This is a genomic window from Megasphaera sp. SC8-1 (assembly GCF_024436295.1).
Lineage (GTDB): Bacteria > Bacillota > Negativicutes > Veillonellales > Megasphaeraceae > Megasphaera > Megasphaera elsdenii.
Genome location: NZ_JANFQH010000004.1, coordinates 1 through 19,804, shown reverse-complemented (window position 1 = coordinate 19,804; position 19,804 = coordinate 1). Strand labels below are relative to the sequence as shown.

Here is a 19,804-nt window from a genome sequence, read left to right as displayed (position 1 = left end):
GACAGCCATGGTTGAATACGGGGCTTTGGAACAGTGCCTGCGCGAAGGATTTATTGATTATACGGTAGAAGCGGACCAACGCTATGTTCCCAAGATTCTGACCAATAATAAAGAGAAAAAGCGCAAGGTTCTCGACACGATTTTGTCGCAGCTGTACGTCTGTGATTCTTTTTTGTTTTCCGTGGCGTTTTTGACGAAAAGCGGCATTGCCTGCCTGAAAGATGCGCTCATTCAGAACCGGAAGGCGACGGGAAAAATTTTAGCCTCCCAGTATTTAAATTTTACCGAACCCGGTGCGTTGCGGGAATTGTTGAAGTTTCCCAATGTCGAATTGCGCATGGTGACAGAAGAACGGGCTTTTCATGCCAAAGGCTATCTTTTCCATCGTCCCCAGGCAGGGCCGGAAAATTATACCATGGTCATTGGCAGCAGCAATATGACGGCTAACGCCTTGACGCACAATCAGGAATGGAATGTTTTCTTTACATCGGCAGAAAACGGCTCTCTCATCCGGCAGACGAAGGAAGAATTTGATGCCTTGTGGGATACGGCGGAAGTCGTGGACGAAGCGTGGATTCAGGCCTACGAGTCTGTGTACACGCATAATAAGCCGAAACGGCAGTCCGTATATGTGCCCTTCCATAAAATTCAACCTAATGCCATGCAAAAGGCGGCTTTAGCTGGGATTCAAAAGCTTCGCGATGACGGGCAGGATCGAGGCTTGCTCATTTCAGCGACGGGGACTGGGAAAACCTATTTATCAGCCTTTGACGTCTTAAAAATGCAGCCCCGGCGGTTTCTCTTTGTGGTCCATCGGGAGCTCATCGTCAAAAGTGCACGGGATAGTTATGTCCGGATTGGCATCAATCCGGCCGATACGGGGCTGCTGACAGGGCATGATAAAGAATTGGATAAGCCTTATATTTTTGCGACCATTCAGACTTTGTCCCAAGACGAAATCCTTCATACCTTTGCGCCCGACACCTTTGATTATATTGTCATTGACGAAGTGCATCACGGGGGAGCTGGAACGTATCAAAAAGTCATTCGTTATTTTCAGCCCAAATTTTTGTTGGGCATGACGGCGACGCCAGAACGGTCGGACGATTTCGATATTTATGCGTTGTTCCATCATCATATTGCTTATGAAATTCGTTTGCACGATGCGCTGGAAGAAAATATGCTCGTTCCTTTTCACTATCACGGTATCAGCGAAATTACGGTCAACGGCAAGGTGTTAGATGACATGAGTGATTTTTCTTTACTGACTTGCGAAGAACGTGTAAAACATATATTATATTATGCTGATTTGTATGGCAGTGACGCTGACCGTATCAAAGGCCTCGTCTTTTGCCGCAATGTAGACGAAGCGCAGGCCCTGGCTGAAGCTTTTCGCCAGCATGGAAAACGAGCCGTTGCCTTGACGGGTGCGTCGAGCGAAAGGGAACGAAGCGAGGCCATTGGTCATTTGGAGGCGAAGGCGGCAGAAGACCCGCAGTATCTCGACTATATTTTTACTTGCGATATTTTCAATGAAGGCGTCGACATTCCCCAGGTCAATCAGGTCATCATGTTGCGTCCGACGACGTCGGCGATCGTCTTTGTCCAGCAGTTAGGCCGGGGACTGCGAAAATATCCACATAAGCGCTATTTGGAAGTTCTCGATTTCATCGGCAATTATGAAAATAATTTTCTGCTTCCCATTGCCCTGTTTGGCGACCGGACATACGATAAGGATTTTGTCCGCCGTCTCATGCAGGTCAATTTTTTGCCGGGTCCGACGTCGGTTCATTTTGACGATATCGCCAAAGAACGAATTTACGCGGCTATTGATGCCAAAAGTGCTTTGGCAGACCTGCGGGATTTGAAAGAATCATACCGCAATATGGCCTACCGCCTGGGCCGTCAGCCCATGATGATGGATTTTGTCCGCTTTGGTGATAAGGATCCGGCCTTGTTTGTGGCGAAGAAGGAGTCTTTCTTTGAATTTGTTCAATACATGGAGCCTTTTGCCTCGACCTTGACCGAAGCCCATCGGGCGGTATTGAAGATGTTGAGTTTAGAACTGGCTAATGGCAAACGCATAGAGGAATTGTTGGTCTTGCGCCATTTGTTGACGGAAGCGTCTTGGTCTACGGCGGCGCTGGCTAGGGAAATGAGCAAAACATACCATTTTCTGCCGTCTACGGAAACGATGGAAAGCGTAGCCCGCTTGTTGAATTTGCAATTTTTTACGAAAACGGCTAGAAAAAAATACGGTAGTCAGCCGCTTATTTCCTTTGAGAATCATGCGTATGTGGCCACCTCCTATTGGAATGACTTGAAAGAAAATGAAGAATTTCAACGTTATGTTCAGGATATCCTTGACTATGGAACGTATCGTTTTAAAAATCTCTATATTCACGATGAACCGGAAATCGTCCAGGGTTTTGTCCGCTACGGCCGGTATTCCCGAAAAGATGTGTCGCGCATCCTCAATTATGAAACGAACCGTGAAGGCACGCTTAATGGCTATCAGATTGTCGGCGCTACGTGTCCCATTTTCGTCACCTATGAGAAGCGTGAGGATATTTCAGCCAATACGAAGTACGAAGACCAGTTCGTTTCGCCGCAGCAGTTCAGCTGGATGACGCGGGCCCGGATTCACCTGACGTCGTCGCAGATTCCAGCGATTTGCAATGAGCACACGCGAAAATTATTGTTCGTGAAAAAGAGTGATGCCGAAGGGGCCGATTTCTATTATATCGGCGATTTAACCGTCCTGGGAGAACCTGTCGAAACGACCATTGCCAATGACAAAGGGCAGCAGCTGCCTATCGTCAATTTCCAATTTCTCTTGGATAAGCCGGTCGAGGACAAACTTTATCGGTATTTGTGTGAGTAAGTATTGGATTTAGTAAATCGTAATTTAGTAAATCACGATTTACTAAATCATGATTTACTAGTTCAAAATGCTATATGCGGACGGCTGTAAAAACTTTACCTGCCACCGGTGGTACATTGTCGGGAAATGTGGTAAACTAGTATAGTTACAGAATTACGCATAAGGGGAGGTGTCTTACTACTCTATGGAAGATAAATATGGATTGGACCACGAGGAGCCGAAGTCGAAGAAATTCAATGGGCGCAATGTGGCCGACAACATCATGAAAGGGGTCATTGTCCTGATCATGGCGGTCATTTTTGTCATGATTGCCGACCAGGTCATTACGACGCCCTTCATCAGTGCCGAAATAGAAGGGGAATTTTTCCACGGCAGTATTTTCGGGACGACTATCATCACCATCGTGGCCTACATCATCGGCATTCTCGTCGGGGCCCTGGTGGGATATGGGATTTCACCGTTCGTGCTGCGCCTGATCTGGGCGGCGATTCACCGCATTGAATCGGGCTTGAGTGATTTCGAGAGCCAGGATATCATCGTCGGGACGCTGGGATTGCTTTTTGGACTTATTATTGCGAATTTAATTGGCCTGGCGTTCGCCCGTCTGCCAATCATCGGGGCCTATGGCCCGATTGTCTTCAGCATCGTCTTCGGCTATGCCGGCATGAGCATTGCCACCCGCAAGAAGAGCGAAATCATCGCCCTGGTCAGCAACCTGCGCCTGGGCAAGTCCGGCAAGGAGCACAGCGGCAAGCGCAAGGATATGGACTTTTCCGGCAAGCTCCTCGATACGAGTGCCATCATCGACGGCCGTATCGCCGAAATCTGCAGTACGGGCTTCCTCGAAGGGCCCCTGCTGGTGCCGGTCTTCGTCCTGGAAGAACTGCAGCTCATCGCCGATTCGTCGGATTTGCTGAAGCGCAATAAGGGCCGCCGCGGCCTGGATATCCTGAAGCAGATGCAGGAAGATAATTACGTCGAAGTCCGCATCATCAACGATGATTTCGATGACGTCCAGGGCGTCGATTCCAAGCTCGTCCGCCTGGGCCGCAAGATCAATGCCAAAGTCGTCACCAACGACTATAATTTGAATAAGGTCGCTGCCCTCCAGGGCGTGGCCGTCCTCAATATCAACGACCTGGCCAATGCCCTGAAACCGGCCCGCATCCCTGGGGAACACATGAACGTCCTCATCGTCAAGGCCGGCAAGGAAGAGAACCAGGGCGTGGCCTATCTCGATGACGGCACGATGATCGTCGTCGAAGATGGTCAGAAATACATCGGTTCTACCGTGCCCGTTACGGTGACGTCGGTCTTGCAGACGTCGGCTGGGCGCATGATATTCGTCAAGATTGCAAATGAGTAGGTGAAATGTGTGAAAGTATCTGTCATCGTCGTAGCGGCCGGCACAGGGAGCCGCTTCGGCTACGAGCGGAACAAGCTCTTCTATCCCTTGTGCGGTGAGCCCGTCCTGGCGCATACCCTGCGCCACATCTTTGCGGCCCGGTCGGTCAGCGAAGTGGTCATCGTCCACTCCCGCGTCGATGAGAAGGAAATCCGCCGCCTTGTCGATGACCTCCATCCCATCCAGCCCGTGCGCTATGCCCTGGGCGGAGCCGAGCGGGAAGATTCGGTCTACAACGGCCTCATGGCCGTCAGCCGCGACATGGACGTGGTCATGGTCCACGACGGCGCCCGGCCCTTTGCCGGTCCCGATTGGTATGACCAGGGCGCGGCCATGATGGAAACGGCCCGGGCCGCCATTTACGGCATTCCCCTCAAGGATACGGTCAAGGTCCGCGGCGACGACGGCCGCCTCCATACGCTGAACCGCAGCCGCCTGGTAGCAGCCCAGACGCCGCAGATCTTCCACCGCGACCTGCTCGTGAAAGCGCATGAACATGCCCGGGCTGAAGGCATCCAGGCCACGGATGACGCGTCCTTGGTCGAAGCCCTGGGCGTACCGGTGGTCATCCTCGAGGGAAGCGAGAAGAACCGCAAGGTGACGACGCGCGAAGACATCCCCATCTTGTCCCTGTACATGAAGGGGAAAGAGGTCCAGCGCATCGGTACGGGCTACGACGTCCACCGCCTGAAGGAAGGGCGGCGCCTGGTCCTGGGCGGCGTCGAGATTCCCTTTGAACGGGGACTCGACGGCCATTCTGACGCCGATGTCGTCATCCATGCCATCATGGACGCCCTGCTGGGAGCCGCCGGGCTCCGCGACATCGGGACGTATTTTCCCGATACGGACCAGGCTTTCAAGGATATTTCCAGTCTGGTCCTCTTGGAAAAGGTCCGTCACCTGCTGCGGGAGAAATGCTGCCGCATCGTCAACCTCGACGTGACCTTATTGGCACAACGGCCGAAAATAAAGCCCTATGTGCCGCAGATGATTGCGAATATTGCCGAGGCCCTGCGTATCCCCAAGGCTGCTGTCTCCGTCAAGGCGACGACGACAGAAAAATTGGGGTTCGTCGGCCGGGAAGAAGGCATGGCGGCCCAGGCGGCTGCCATGGTCCTTAGCTATCAATAATACATATATATAGTCTTTAGGAGGAATTTTTTATGTCACAGGAAGTACGCGTTCGTTTTGCTCCGAGCCCGACAGGCCCGTTCCACATCGGCGGTGCCCGTTCGGCACTGTTCAACTACCTCGTTGCCAAGCACAACCACGGCAAGTTCGTCGTCCGCATCGAAGATACGGACCGCAAGCGTTCGACGTCGGAATCAGAAGAAAATATCAAGGAAGCCCTGAAATGGCTGGGCATTACCTGGGATGAAGGCATCGACATCGGCGGTCCCGATGGCCCGTACCGCCAGACGGAACGCCTGGGCATTTATCAGAAATATACGGAAAAGCTCTTAGCTGAAGGTAAGGCCTATTACTGTTTCTGTACGCCAGAAGAACTGGAAGCAGAAAAACAGGCCCAGATGGCCAAAGGCGAAACGCCGGTCTACTCCGGCAAATGTGCCGACCTGCCGAAGGAAACGGTCGAACAGTACCTCAAGGAAGGCCGTCCCCATGTCATCCGCATCAAGACGCCGAAGAACGAAACGATTGAACTGGACGACCTCGTCCGCGGCCACGTATCCTTCGACTCCAACAATGTCGGCGACTTCGTCATCGTCAAATCCGACGGCATCCCGGTCTATAACTACTGTGTCGTCCTCGACGATGCCCTCATGCACATCACTCACGTCATCCGCGCGGAAGAACACTTGTCCAACACGCCGCGCCAGCTGGTCATCTACAAGGCCCTGGGCTTCGAAGCTCCGAAGTTCGCCCACGTATCGCTCATCCTCGGCGCCGACAAGAAGAAGATGAGCAAGCGCCATGGCGCTACGTCGGTCCAGCAGTACCGCGACATGGGCTATTTGCCTGATGCCCTGGTCAACTTCCTGGCTCTCCTCGGCTGGACGCCTGACGGCGATCAGGAAATCTTCAGCCGCGACGAACTCATCGAACAGTTCACCCTCGACCGCGTCGCCAAGAACCCGGCCGTCTTCGACATCGAAAAATTAAACTGGATCAACTTCCATTATATGAAGCAGCTCGATGAAGACCAGCTTTATGCCGTCTGCCTGCCGCACCTGCAGAAGGCCGGCTATGCCAGCGAAAATCCGGATGAAACGGAAGCCGCCTGGCTGAAAGCCGTCTGCGCCGCTATGCGCGAACACGTCCAGTATGGCGCTCAGATCGTCGACGCTGCCAAGGTCTTCTTCAGCGATGACTATGCCCCGGAAAATGAAGAAACGGCGGCTGTCCTCAAAGAAGAAACGGCTCCGTCCGTCCTTCAGATGTTCCGCGATGAACTGGCTGCCCTCGACGACGTCACGCCCGACACGGTGCAGCCCCTGTTCAAGAAAATCCAGAAGGGCCTCAAGGTCAAAGGCAAGTTCGTCTACATGCCTATTCGCGTCGCCGTCACCGGTGTCATGCACGGTCCGGACCTGAACGTCATCGTCGCCCTCATGGGCCGCGACAAGGTCCTCCAGCGCCTCGATAAGATTTGCGGATAAAAAATGCCCCCCCTATTAGGGGCGCCTTTTACTGCCATCTGCAAATTAAATTCGCACTTGACAGGGCACGGATTATTGGGTACTATATACATACATATTAATTAATAATATGTATCAATAAGAATCTGCGATGATCAAAATGAGTTGCAGTGGCATCCGACAGAGAGGAAGGGTCACGGCTGAGAGCCTTTCCAGGTCATAAAACTGCAATGCTGCCTTTGTGAGCAGGCCGGGTGAAAGGAGTAATCCGGTCCGGGTGCGCCCGTTACTGCGCAGTAAAGATTACGGCTGTGCCGTAAAAACAGAGTGGAACCACGGGCCACCGTCTCTGTCATCGGGGATGGTGGCTTTTTTGTTCAAATTTCAGGGAGGTTACCGTATGAGAGAACTGAAAGTATATAATACATTGACCCGCAAGAAAGAAACCTTCGTACCCGTTACGCCGGGCCAGGTCAAGATGTATGTCTGCGGCATCACGCCGTACAACCATTCCCACATGGGCAATGCCCGCCCTTTCGTCACATGGGACGTCATCAAACGCTATCTGGAACACTTGGGCTATGAAGTCACGCACATCCAGAACTTCACCGACGTCGACGACAAGATCATCAACGCCGCCAACGGCGAAGGCGTCACGTGGGATACCATTTCCAACCGCTATATCGCATCGTACTTCGAAGTTATGGACAAGCTCCATATCCGCCGGGCCGACAAATATCCCCGCGTTTCGGAACACATGGATGAAATCATCCACATGGTCCAGACCCTCATCGACAAAGGCTATGCCTATGTCATCGACCACGACGTCTATTACAGCGTCGAAAAATTTAACGACTACGGCGAATTGAGTGGCCGCAGCCTCGACGACATGATGGCCGGCGCCCGCATCGAAGTCGACGACCGCAAGCACAATCCCATGGACTTCGCCCTCTGGAAAGGCGCTAAGCCTGGCGAACCGTCTTGGGACAGCCCTTGGGGCAAAGGCCGTCCGGGCTGGCACATCGAATGTTCGGCTATGAGCAATAAATACCTCGGCGATACCTTCGATTTCCACGGCGGCGGCAGCGACCTCATCTTCCCGCACCATGAAAACGAAATCGCTCAGTCCGAAGCCTTCACCGGCAAGAAACCCATGGTCAAATACTGGCTCCACAACGGCTTCATCACCATCAATTCGGAAAAGATGAGCAAGTCCCTGAACAACTTCTTCCTGGTCAAGGACGTCCTGGAACACTACAGCCCCGATGCCTTGCGCTTCTTCCTCATTTCCAACCACTACCGCAGCCCCTTGGACTTCAGCGATGAACGGCTGGAAGAAATGACGCGCAGCCTCGAACGTCTGGGTACAGCCATCGACAACGTCCTGGAACTCCTGGCTATGCCGGCCGGTGCTAAATCGCCGGAAGCCCAGCAGCTCCTGGAAACGGCTCACAAAGACGAAGAAGCCTTTGAAAACGCCATGTGCGACGATTTCAATACGGCTCTGGCCAGCGCCGCCATGTTCGACTTGGCCAAGAACGTCAACATCTTCAAGAATGCCGTCGTCAACAACGGCGTCCCCGTCGATTCGGCAGCCCTGTCGGAAGTCAAACGCGTCTTCAAGACCTTCACGGACATCCTGGGCATCCTCGAAGACCGCTGGACCGGCAAGAAGGAAGATGCCAGCAGCAAGGATTACGACGACCTCATGCAGGCCATCCTCGACATCCGTCAGGAATGCCGTGCCCAGAAGCAGTACGCCCTGGCCGACGCCATCCGCGATAAACTGGCTGCCCTTGGCATCACTATCGAAGATTCGCCGCAGGGAGCACGCTGGAAAAAGTGAAATTCAAACAACTGCAAGCTTTAAAGAAACGGGCCTATCGGGCCTTTGCCGACGGCAAGCGCCTGGACGTGCCCGACCAGGATGCGGCCCATCTCGACTCGATCAACCTGGCTTTCGTCGGCGATGCCTATTACGCCCTGACCCTGCGCAAGCGCCTGGTGGAAACGGGCATCCCCCACGTCCAGGTCCTGCACACGCTGGCGGCAGAATTTGTATCGGCCAAGGCCCAGGCCTATGTCTACCGCCGCATCCACGACGGCCTGACGGACGAAGAGAAGGCTGTCTGTCAGCGGGCCCGCAATGCCTATACCCTGGCGCCCAAGAGCGCGACTGTCGCCGAATACCACGACAGTACGGCCCTGGAAGCCCTGGTGGGCTACCTGGTCATGGCCGGCCGTCAGGAACGGCTGGACACCGTCATGGGCCAGGTCTATGAAGAAACGAAGGCCTATTGTAACGAGAAACATGGAGGAATGGAATGAGTGAGGCAAATATCATCATCGGCCGCAACAGTGTCACCGAAGCCCTGAAGGCCGGCCGGTCCATCACCAAGCTGTACGTCGCTGCCGGCAACGAATCGCAGCCGCTGCAGCGCATCCGCGACCTGGCAGACCGGAAGGAGATTCTCGTCGAAGACGTGCCCCTGAAGGTCCTCAACCACCTGGCACCGGGCAACCGCCACCAGGGGGTCATCGCCTTTGCCAAGCCCGTGGAATACGCCGATTTGACAGACGTCCTCATCGCTGCCGATGAAAAGGGGAAGGTACCGTTCCTGGTCCTCCTCGACGGCATTGAAGACGTCCACAACATGGGGGCCATCATCCGCACGGCAGAATGTGCCGGCGTCGATGCCGTCCTCCTGCCGAAACGGCGGACGGCGCCCATCAACGAGACCGTCGGCAAGACGTCGGCTGGCGCCGTCGAATACATGCCCCTCGTACAGATCGGCAACATCGCCCAGACGCTGAAGCAGCTCAAGAAGCGCGGCTTCTGGGTCATCGGCGCCGATATGGATGGCGAGACGGACTATTTCCACAGTTCCCTGACGGACCCGGTGGTCCTGGTCATCGGCAGCGAAGGCCGGGGCATTTCGCACCTGGTCAAGGAGACGTGCGACGTCCTGGTCCAGATCCCCATGTTCGGCCACGTCAATTCCCTCAACGCCTCCGTCGCAGCGGCCCTGCTCATGTATGAAGTCGTGCGGCAGCGGCAGGCAGGCGAATAAATCAACATTAGATAAGCGAGGTAACGATTATGCAGGCAGCGTCCCATGCAGAAGAAAGAAATGACCGCTTTGCAGGCATGACCGATGAAGAAATCGTACGCATCGCCCAGGATGAGCATGATGGCAAGGCGGCCGATTATATCGTCAACAAGTATCGCAACTTCGTCAAATCCAAAGCCCGCGCCTACTTCCTGGTCGGCGCCGACCGGGATGACATCATCCAGGAAGGCATGATCGGCCTCTACAAAGCGACGCGGGATTTTCGCGGCGACAAGCTGTCGTCGTTCCGGGCCTTCGCCGAGTTGTGCATTACCCGGCAGATCATTACGGCCATCAAGACGGCGACGCGGCAGAAACACATCCCCCTCAACTCGTATGTGTCCCTCAACAAGCCCGTCTATGAAGACGAATCGGACCGGACCCTGCAGGACATCCTGGCAGGCATCCGCGTCAGCGATCCCGAAGAGCTGGTCATCAGCCGTGAAGAATTCAATGATATCGAACTGAAGATGAATGAGATCCTCAGCGATCTGGAATGGCAGGTCCTGACGGCCTATCTCGACGGCAAGTCTTACAACGAGATGTCCCGCCAGCTTCACCGGCACGTCAAATCCATCGACAACGCCCTGCAGCGGGTCAAACGCAAGCTGGAACATTATCTGGAAACGCGCAATGCCGAAAAGGAAGAAGAACCGGATGAGAAAGGGAAAGAACCTATTGATAGAAACGGCAAATGAGTGTACAATAGTACTGTTAGCGTCATTGTGTGAGGAGGATTAGCGTGATCACAGCATTAGAAATCATCGTTGTCATTTTGGCACTGCTCATCATCGGTGTCGTCGTGGCACAGAAGAGCAAGACCCAGGGCATGGGCGCCGGTTTCGGCGGCGGTGCCGAAGACTTGTTCGGGAGCCGGGCCCGCGGCATGGATGCCCTGCTTTCCAAACTGACTATCGTCTTGTCGATAGCATTTGCCATTTGTACATTGCTGTTAGGCAGACTGATGCATACTTTTTAATGAATTATTAGGGGCTGTCGCATATGCGGCGGCTCCTTTTTTCTGACTACTGCGATTTGAGGAGGGGAACTATGGATTTACAGCTGGCTCATGATATAATAAGTATATGTAATGAAGAAAGCGGCGGCGCGACGGTCGAGGACTGTGCGGAACAGCTCGGTATCACCGGCGCCCGGCTGGCTGACGTATTTGACACATTTGAAGAATTAGTGAGGAGTGAGAAACTCATGAGAATCGCAGGAGACCGGTATATCTCGGCCAAACAGCCCCAGGAGATAACCGGCATTTATAAAGGCTATACGCCGACGTTCGGCTTCGTCCTCAGCCAGGATTTGACAGAAGACGTGTATATTGCCGAACAGAACCGCCATACGGCCATGAACAACGATAAGGTCACGGTCCGCATCCTGCACAGCGGCGACGGCCGGCACAAACAGGAAGGGGAAATCGTATCCATCGTCGAACGGACCAACAAGACCCTGGTGGGCACGTTCCAGCTGGAAAAGCACAGCGCCTTCGTCACGCCTGACGACGAACGGATCCGCGAAGACATCTACGTGCCCCTCGACAAGACCGGCGGCGCCCGTAGCAGTGCCCGCGTCCTGGTCAAGATTACCAAGTGGCCTGAAGAAGGGCGCAAAGCCGAAGGGGAAGTGACGGAAGTCCTCGGTTATGACGGCGACAAGGACCTGGACATCAAGGTCATCATGGCCCGCCACGGTCTGCCTTTCGATTTCCCGGACGACGTCAAGAAGGAAGCCGCCAAGATCGATACGGCGGTCACCCTGGAAGCAGGGCGCCGCGATTACCGCGACCGCCAGCTCATCACCATCGACAGCGAAGATGCCAAGGACCTGGACGATGCCATCGACGTCGTCCGCCTGCCCAACGGCCATTTTCGCCTGGGCGTCTACATTGCCGACGTCAGCTACTACGTCCGCCCGGGCTCGGCCATCGACCAGGAAGCGTATAACCGCGGCACCAGTGTCTATCTCGTCGACCGGGTCATCCCCATGCTGCCGACGGTCCTGTCCAACGGCATCTGCAGCCTCAATGCCAACGAAGACCGTTACTCCATGACCTGCGTCATGGAAATCGATGAGAACGGCAAGGTCCTCAAGGCCGACATCGGTCCGGCTGTCATCCGCGTCAAGCGGCGCTGCAACTACGTCGAAATCCGCAAGGCCCTCCTGGAAGGCATCGTGCCCGATGATTTGCAGCCCTTCATGCCCATGCTCCACGAATTGCGGTCTTTGTCGACGATCCTCAAGAACATGCGCCTCCGCCGCGGGGCCATCGACTTCGATTTTCCGGAATACAAGGTCATCCTCGACCCGGAAGGCGTGCCGCTGCGCCTGGAAAAACGGGAACGGACCATTGCCGAACAGATCGTCGAAGAAAGCATGCTCATCGCCAATGAAACCGTAGCCTGCTATCTCCGGGACAGCGAGAACCCGTCGGTCTACCGTATCCACGAACTGCCCGAACCGGAACGGCTGGAAATGATGCGGACCGTCCTGTCCAGTTTCAACCTGCCCATGCCCGATACGGAAGCCGTCAAGCCGGCAGACTTCCAGAAGCTCTTGGAAATGACCAAGGGGACCGATGAAGCGGCTGTCGTCCAGACCATCGCCCTGCGCTCCATGCAGCAGGCCCGCTATTCGACGACCAATGCCGGCCACTTCGGCCTGGCTTCGGAATGTTATACCCATTTCACGTCGCCTATCCGCCGCTACCCGGACCTCATGGTCCACCGCCTGATCCGCCAGTACCAGCGCAGGGGCAAGCTGACCGAGGAAGAATCGCAGCAGTCCCTGTCGTACCATACCATCGCTTCCGACCAGGCCAGCTCGCGCGAACGCATTGCCGTCGAAGCCGAACGGGAAACGGACGACCTCAAGAAGTGCCAGTACATGCTGCCCTTCATCGGCCAGCCCTTTGAAGCCCACATTACGGGCATTACGTCTTTCGGCCTCTTCGTAGGCCTGGAAAACGGCATCGAAGGCCTGGTCCATATTTCCCTGCTCACCGACGACGATTACGAATTTGATGAAGCGTCGTATACCCTGCGCGGCCAGCACGGCGGCAAGGTCTACCGCTTGGGCGATGCCATGGAAGTCACCCTGGCCCAGGTCAATGTGGAAAAATGCGAAATCGACTTCGTCCCGGGCCGCTATGAATCGCTGGAAGACGTCCAGCAGCTGATGGCAGCCAGTGCCGAACGGCGCCATAAACGGAAGCACAGCGACAAGAAGGACACCGATACCAAGCGCAACTGGTTCGCCGGGGCCATCGGCAAGAAGGGAAAGAAAGACAAGAAGGACAAGAAAGGCCGCAAAGAAAAGAAATCCGGCCGCAAAGCGGCGCGCAAGGGAAAAGGCCGGAAGAGCCGCGGCAAGAAAAAGAAGAAATAGGAGGAATTTGTTTTGGCAACGTCACCGACAAAAGGTGTGAAATATATTTCGGACAACCGCAAGGCCCGTCACGATTATTTTATCCATGAAACGTATGAAGCCGGCATTGCCCTGACGGGGACGGAAGTCAAGTCCCTGCGCCAGGGCAAGGTCAATTTGAAGGACAGCTTCTGCCGCATCGAGAACGGCGAAGTCTTCCTCCTGGGCATGCACATCAGCCCCTATGACCAGGGCAACCGCTTCAACCACGATCCCCTGCGGACGCGCAAGCTCTTGCTCCATAAATATGAAATCATCAAGCTCCTGGGCAAGATCCAGGAAAAAGGCTATACCCTCATCCCGCTCAACCTCTATTTCAAAAAGGGGAAGGTCAAAGTGACCGTCGCCCTGGTGACCGGGAAGAAACTCTACGACAAGCGGCAGGCCCTGGCTGAAAAAGAAGCCAAGCGCGACATTGAACGCCGCATGAAGAGCCGTAACTATTAACAGAAGGAGAATCGTCTATGAATTCAGAAGATCCCAAAATCCTTTCCGATCACGAACGGGACAGTTTCCGCGGCCAGACCATTGACGAAGATGGTACGGTCCACGACCAGAAGTCCCTCTATGAAGAACGGCTGCGCCAGGAACAGGAAGCGCGCCGCCAGCACAGCGGCATCCATATCGTCACGTCCGGCCTCTCGTGGCGCGTCAAACTGGCCCTGGGCTTCATCGTCTTCTGCATCGTCGCCGTCATCATCGGCGCCCTGGGCTTCATCATCATGGCCATGCCCTACCTCTTGGGCATCTTCGTCATCTACTGCATCTACAGCATCGTCAGCTCCCTGCTGCATCGGTGAGAATGTGTTGCAGCAGGCTTCAGACATTATCCATGATCATCACCAGAAAGGGTATCCCATGAAAGAAAATATCGTCATCATCGACGGCAGCAGTCTGCTCTACCGGGCCTTTTATGCCATTCCGCATCTGACCGACGCCCAGGGGCATCCGACCAATGCCGTCTATGGTTTTTTGAACATGTTATTGAAATTATACGGCGAACTGGACCCGCAGTACGTCGCCGTCGCCTTCGACAAGAGCAAGCATACCTTCCGCAACGACTTGTTTGACGGCTACAAGGCCACTCGCAAGCCGGCACCAGATGATTTGCGGCCCCAGTTCGCCTTGATCCGCGAAGTCCTGGCCTGCCTGGGTATTTGCGTCCTCGAACAGGAAGGCTATGAAGGGGACGACATCATCGGTACCCTGGCCCGGCGGACCGCTGCCGATGGCTATGCCGTCGACGTCGTCACCGGTGACCGCGATGCTTTGCAGCTGGTCACAGACGACGTGACGGTTTATCTGACCAAGAAGGGTATCACCAACATGCTGGCCGTCACGCCGGCCGTCATGGAAAGCGAATACGGCTATACGCCGGCCCAGGTCATCGACATGAAGGCCCTCATGGGCGATACGGCCGACAACATCCCCGGCGTCCCCGGCGTCGGCGAAAAGACGGCGCTCAAGCTCATCAGCCAGTTCGGCAGCGTCCACGGCGTCTATGAGCACCTGGACGAAGTGAAGGGCAAGAAATTGCAGGAAAAACTGGCCGATAACAAGGACAAGGCCGTCTTGTCCAAGGATTTGGCGACCATCCGCTGTGACGTGCCCCTGGATTATACCATGGACATGTTCCAGCCCCAGCCGCGTCAGGAAGACGTGGCCCAGCTCTTCCGCAGCCTGGGCTTCCGCAATCTCCTGGAACGCTTTGCTGCCTTCGACCGCTTTTCCCATCTGGCCGAAGGGGCGGCCCCGGCTGAAACCGTCCAGGTCATGGCCGCTCCCGAGGCAGCCAGCCTGAAAGGGAAGACCGTCGCCGTCGCCGCCCGCTATGACGACAGCCGGCCCATCCCGGCCGTGACGGCCCTGGCCATGGCTGTCGAGGACGGCGCTTTCGTCGTCCCCGAAAGCAAGTACGACGCCTATCTCGCCGTCCTGCCTGAAGCGGCGGCCGTCGTCACCGATGACGGTAAGAATCTGACCAAGGCCGCATCCCACGTGGCATCGGGCCGCCTGCCCTTGAAGGACATCGTCCTGGCAGCCTACTTGTTGGACCCGACGCGGACGGCTTACGGCTTGACGTATATTTCCGAGACCTTCGACGTCAGCCTCCAGGAAGGGGCCGAAGACGACGAACAGAAGCTGGCCGGCGATGCCGCCTTTGCCTTCCAGGTCTGGCCCAAAGCGGCAGCTGAATTGGATAAGGCATCCCTGACACAGCTCTACGATACCATCGAAGAACCGCTCATCCATACGCTGGCCGTCATGGAAATGAACGGCTTCACTGTCGATACGGACCGCCTCATGACCATGAAGAGCGAATTGTCCCGCCAGGCTGATGCCCTGGAAGAAGCCATTTACGACGACGCCGGCGAGACCTTCAACATCAATTCGCCGAAACAGCTCGGCGTCATCCTCTTCGAGAAGTTGCAGCTGCCGGTCATCAAGAAGACCAAGACGGGCTATTCGACGGACAGTTCCGTCCTCGATGCCCTGCGCGACAAGCATCCCATGATCGACAAGATCCTGCACTTCCGGGCCTTGAAGAAACTCATTTCCACTTATCTCGATGGCCTGGAACCGCTCATCGTGCCGGAAACGGGGCGCATCTATACCCATTTCAACCAGATGGTCACGTCGACGGGACGCCTGAGCAGTTCCGACCCGAATCTGCAGAATATCCCCATCCGGACCGAACAGGGCCGCAAGATACGCTCCCTCTTCGTGCCCGGCGAAGGCTATGACTACATCGTCTCTGGCGACTATTCGCAGATCGAATTGCGCCTCCTGGCTCACTTGTCCCAGGACCCGACTATGATCGACGGCTTCAAGAAGGGCCAGGACATCCACCGCCGGACGGCGTCGGAAGTCTTCGGCATCCCCCTGGACGAGGTCACGCCGGAAGAACGGTCCCACGCTAAGGCCGTCAACTTCGGCATCATCTATGGCATCAGCGACTTCGGCCTGGCCCGGAATATCTCCATTTCCCGCCAAAAAGCCAAGGAATACATCGATTCGTATTTTGCCCGCTACAACACGGTCCACGACTACATGAACGGCCTCATCGCCTCGGCGAAGGAATCGGGCATGGCCGTGACCATGTTCGGCCGCCGCCGGGCCTTGCCGGAAATCAACAGCAAGAACTTCACGCGCCGGTCCTTTGCCGAACGGACGGCCATGAACACGCCTATCCAGGGCAGTGCTGCCGATATCATCAAGTTGGCCATGAACGCTGTCCAGGACGAACTGGAAAAGCGCCACTTGAAGAGCCAGCTCCTGGTCCAGGTCCATGACGAACTGGTCCTGGAAGTCCCGGCCGGGGAAAAGGACGAAGTGGAACAGCTCCTCAAGGACACGATGGAACACATCGTCGACTTGTCCGTGCCCCTCGTCGTCGACATTCACAGCGGCGTCAACTGGGAAGAAGCGAAGTAGGTGAACTCATGCCAGAATTACCAGAAGTAGAAACGATACGGGCCTTCCTCGACGAGCGTGTCCGGGGAAAGGCCATTACGGCCGTTGAAATAGGCCTGCCCAGGCTCATCAAGAATACGACGGCTGCCCGCTTTGAAGTGGCCCTGACCGGCCAGACCCTGGAAGGCGTGGAACGCCGCGGCAAGTACCTCTTTGTCCGCTGCCGCGGTCCCTGGTCCTTTCTGGTCCATCTGCGCATGACAGGCAGCCTGCTCTATGAAGAAAAGCCCGGCCAGTATGCTGGCCGGGCCATTCATCTTATTTTTACGCTCAGCGAAGGGCGCCTCCTCTACCGCGATATCCGCACCCTGGGCTGCCTGTGGCTCGTGCCGTCGGAGGGGACGACAGGCGTCAAAGGCTATGACAACCTGGGACCGGACGCCATCAGTCCGGACTTCACGACGGACCGGCTCTATGACCTCCTCAAGGGCTGCCACCGGCCGGTGAAGACGCTCCTCCTGGACCAGACGAAAGTGGCCGGCCTGGGCAATATCTACGTCGATGAAGCCCTGTTCCGGGCGGGTATCCGGCCTATGCGCCACAGCGACAATGTGACGAAAAAAGAAGCGGTCCGTCTCCATGAAGCCATCGTCGCCGTCCTCCAGGAAGGACTGGAACACGGCGGCACGACGATTCGCAACTTCATCAGCGGCAACGGCAAAGAAGGCCAGAACCAGGACAACCTCCGCGTCTACGGCCGCGAAGGCACGCCGTGCACGGTCTGCGGCACGACCATCGAGTACACTAAATTGAACGGCCGCGGTACCCACTACTGTCCGAAGTGCCAATCGTAGGGGCCGACCGCTGCCGTTCTACCACTGGATCCCGTTGCCGTAGTATTCGCTGGGCGTATCGCTGGTCTGGACATTCATGACGACGGGCATCTTGACCTGGCCTTTGATCCAGTCGTGGAGACGTAGGGCATCGTCGGCGCTCAGCGGCGTCGTGACGGTGACTTCAGCTATGAAGCGATCATAGTTGAAGTCACCGTTTTTTGTATCTTTGTCCTGGTTCAAGGCAGTCAGCGTGCCGCCTCGGACGGACTGTATTTCTGGGAACAATAAGGGGGCCTGGCTGTTGAGGGTTTGGATGACCTGCTGGTCAGCCGCCGCCCGTTCGTAAGCCGGGTAATATTTGCTGGTCAGCATCTTGTAAGAGGCTTCTTTGTCGGCTTTGCCCTGTTTTTCGATGCGGGCATTGATCAACTGCTGCACTTCCTCTGTGTTCAGGTTCCGGTTTCCCTGGATGATGGAGAGGGTTATGCCTTGCAGGCGGTGATAGTGGCTCATGGCTGTTTTCAGCTGCTCGATTTGTTCTTCGGTCAAGACCGCCCCGACGAGGTCGACCGTCAAGGTATCGTCTTTCAGTGCATACGATACGACGCTGGTTTTCTCGAACTGCATGTCCGTCTGGATGAACGACTTGACCTGGACTTCCTGGAGGGCGTCTTTTACCGTCTGATGGGCCAGGTAGATACTGGGGATGGTGATCAAGAGGCCCAGTGTGACCAAGACAAGGCGTTGTTTGCGGAAATGGGCCTCGGCAATATTGCCATGAGGCGGTACTTTCAGGACTTTGAAGACCAGGAACGAGGACAAGGCAATGAAGAAGGCATTGATGAAGAACAGGTACAAGGCACCCAGGAAAAACGTGTGGTTCCCGGAGGCCAGCCCATAGCCGGCCGTACAGAGGGGCGGCATCAGTGCCGTGGCGATGGCGACGCCGGGGATGACATTGCTCTTTTCTTTCCGTGTGTTCCCGACCGCACCGGCAATCCCGCCGCATAAGGCGACGAGGACATCCCAGATTGTCGGGGTAGTCCGGGCCAGCATTTCATCTGTCGGCGAGGTCAACGGCGAAAGGAGAAAATAAATCGAAGCTGTCAGCACGGCCAGGCCGACCTGGAAAGATAATTTGATGAGGGATTTGCGGATAAAAGGGACGTCATATGTGGCCATACCGTAGCCCGTCGCTACGATACCGCCCATCAGCGGGGAAATGAGCATGGCGCCGATGATGACGGCGACGCTGTTCAAGTTCAGGCCGATGCAGGCGATCATGATGGCCATGACTAAGACGATCAAGTTCGTGCCTTCGATGGTGGCGTCGGATAAGATGCGCTGATTGATGACTTCCATCGGGGCCGAGTCGCCTTTCAAATCGATTAAGTTATTCCAGCGGTTCATGATTTTCCTCCTTGTCTGGGATGTACTTTATCCGTCAGGTATAAGTCGTGTTTGCCGGCTGCCAGCATCTTGACATATCGTTCATATTGACGGAGGACGTCGGTGATCAATTCATCTTTCTGCATGTATTTGATGCTGTATCCGCGCCGGCCGTCGGCAAAATAACAAATGGGTTCATAATTTTCCTCTTCCGTAATGGTCGGGAAGGACAGGGAGCCGACGACGGTATCGGATACCGTAAATAAAATTGCGGAGGCTCCCGCTTTCGACAATCAATTCCCGGCAGGCCGTCTGACTATCGTCACTGCCCTGGATGTGGACGGAAATTCCATTTCGCAGTTCCTGGAAAGCCGGGTCGACAGTCTGTTTGAGGAATTGCCCATACCGGCTGAAAACAGCATGCACAGCCAGGAAAAAAAGGAGAATTCTGGTTTTTCATCTTCATGGTGCGGTGGAGACTCGTGACTTTAGTCATGAGAGGAGCCGCACCTCCCCTCCTTTCAATAATAAATACTAGACTTTTAGCAAAAAAATTATGATATAATAATTTTGATGAAGTAGTATAGATTTTAGAAAGGCAGGTGAAAAAATGTCTAACCTAACTAAAACGATAAAACTTCGTATACACGTTACTCCCGAACAAGAGACGCTGTTCCGTCAGATGACGGAACAATACCGTCAGGCTTGTAACTTCGTGTCGCAGTACATCTTCGACC

At 55.3% G+C, this 19,804-nt stretch carries 17 protein-coding genes; 15 read left to right on the top strand and 2 right to left on the bottom strand.

Going from position 1 to position 19,804, the window contains the following annotated elements:
- Positions 1-7: 7 nt before the first annotated feature.
- From NOS26_RS00655 to mutM, 14 genes are all read left to right on the top strand, one after another.
- Positions 8-2,884, top strand: a complete 2,877-nt coding sequence (locus NOS26_RS00655) for a DUF3427 domain-containing protein (RefSeq protein ID WP_255917112.1) — start codon at positions 8-10, stop codon at positions 2,882-2,884.
- 184 nt (positions 2,885-3,068) lie between these two features.
- A complete protein-coding gene (locus NOS26_RS00650; protein ID WP_014016325.1) occupies positions 3,069-4,250 on the top strand; it encodes a PIN/TRAM domain-containing protein in 1,182 nt (393 codons plus the stop codon).
- A 9-nt stretch (positions 4,251-4,259) separates the two neighbouring features.
- On the top strand, positions 4,260-5,420 hold the full coding sequence (gene ispD / locus NOS26_RS11660; protein WP_095340462.1) for a 2-C-methyl-D-erythritol 4-phosphate cytidylyltransferase: 1,161 nt from the start codon (positions 4,260-4,262) through the stop codon (positions 5,418-5,420).
- A gap of 32 nt (positions 5,421-5,452) precedes the next feature.
- A complete protein-coding gene (gene gltX / locus NOS26_RS00640) occupies positions 5,453-6,907 on the top strand; it encodes a glutamate--tRNA ligase (protein ID WP_255917111.1) in 1,455 nt (484 codons plus the stop codon).
- A 379-nt stretch (positions 6,908-7,286) separates the two neighbouring features.
- A complete protein-coding gene (gene cysS / locus NOS26_RS00635) occupies positions 7,287-8,732 on the top strand; it encodes a cysteine--tRNA ligase (protein WP_014016328.1) in 1,446 nt (481 codons plus the stop codon).
- Positions 8,729-9,214 (top strand): Mini-ribonuclease 3, encoded by a 486-nt coding sequence (locus NOS26_RS00630; protein ID WP_014016329.1) that lies wholly within the window; start codon positions 8,729-8,731, stop codon positions 9,212-9,214. Before cysS ends, NOS26_RS00630 begins: the two co-directional genes overlap by 4 nt.
- Positions 9,211-9,957, top strand: a complete 747-nt coding sequence (gene rlmB, locus NOS26_RS00625; protein WP_014016330.1) for a 23S rRNA (guanosine(2251)-2'-O)-methyltransferase RlmB — start codon at positions 9,211-9,213, stop codon at positions 9,955-9,957. The genes NOS26_RS00630 and rlmB overlap by 4 nt, the downstream gene beginning before the upstream one ends.
- Positions 9,958-9,986: 29 nt before the next feature.
- Complete coding sequence (sigH, locus tag NOS26_RS00620; RefSeq protein WP_014016331.1) at positions 9,987-10,694, top strand: RNA polymerase sporulation sigma factor SigH; 708 nt, start codon at positions 9,987-9,989, stop codon at positions 10,692-10,694.
- A gap of 44 nt (positions 10,695-10,738) precedes the next feature.
- On the top strand, positions 10,739-10,975 hold the full coding sequence (gene secG / locus NOS26_RS00615) for a preprotein translocase subunit SecG (RefSeq protein ID WP_014016332.1): 237 nt from the start codon (positions 10,739-10,741) through the stop codon (positions 10,973-10,975).
- Between the two features lie 71 nt (positions 10,976-11,046).
- Complete coding sequence (gene rnr / locus NOS26_RS00610; protein WP_074787468.1) at positions 11,047-13,389, top strand: ribonuclease R; 2,343 nt, start codon at positions 11,047-11,049, stop codon at positions 13,387-13,389.
- A 12-nt stretch (positions 13,390-13,401) separates the two neighbouring features.
- Positions 13,402-13,875: an SsrA-binding protein SmpB gene (smpB, locus tag NOS26_RS00605; RefSeq protein WP_014016334.1), complete on the top strand. Its 474-nt coding sequence runs from the start codon at positions 13,402-13,404 to the stop codon at positions 13,873-13,875.
- A 17-nt stretch (positions 13,876-13,892) separates the two neighbouring features.
- Positions 13,893-14,228 (top strand): hypothetical protein, encoded by a 336-nt coding sequence (locus NOS26_RS00600; protein WP_014016335.1) that lies wholly within the window; start codon positions 13,893-13,895, stop codon positions 14,226-14,228.
- Between the two features lie 58 nt (positions 14,229-14,286).
- Complete coding sequence (gene polA / locus NOS26_RS00595) at positions 14,287-16,863, top strand: DNA polymerase I (protein ID WP_074787470.1); 2,577 nt, start codon at positions 14,287-14,289, stop codon at positions 16,861-16,863.
- Positions 16,864-16,871: 8 nt separating this feature from the next.
- Positions 16,872-17,696: a DNA-formamidopyrimidine glycosylase gene (gene mutM, locus NOS26_RS00590; protein ID WP_074787472.1), complete on the top strand. Its 825-nt coding sequence runs from the start codon at positions 16,872-16,874 to the stop codon at positions 17,694-17,696.
- Positions 17,697-17,714: 18 nt separating this feature from the next.
- On the opposite strand, the gene NOS26_RS00585 is transcribed toward mutM, so the two are convergent.
- Positions 17,715-19,088: a DUF389 domain-containing protein gene (locus NOS26_RS00585; RefSeq protein ID WP_022496957.1), complete on the bottom strand. Its 1,374-nt coding sequence runs from the start codon at positions 19,086-19,088 to the stop codon at positions 17,715-17,717.
- Positions 19,085-19,360 (bottom strand): hypothetical protein, encoded by a 276-nt coding sequence (locus tag NOS26_RS00580; RefSeq protein WP_074787474.1) that lies wholly within the window; start codon positions 19,358-19,360, stop codon positions 19,085-19,087. Before NOS26_RS00580 ends, NOS26_RS00585 begins: the two co-directional genes overlap by 4 nt.
- 317 nt (positions 19,361-19,677) lie before the next feature.
- On the opposite strand from NOS26_RS00580, the gene NOS26_RS00575 reads away from it, so the two are divergent.
- Positions 19,678-19,804: helix-turn-helix domain-containing protein (locus tag NOS26_RS00575; RefSeq protein ID WP_255917144.1), on the top strand; the 127-nt coding region annotated here is incomplete at its 3' end.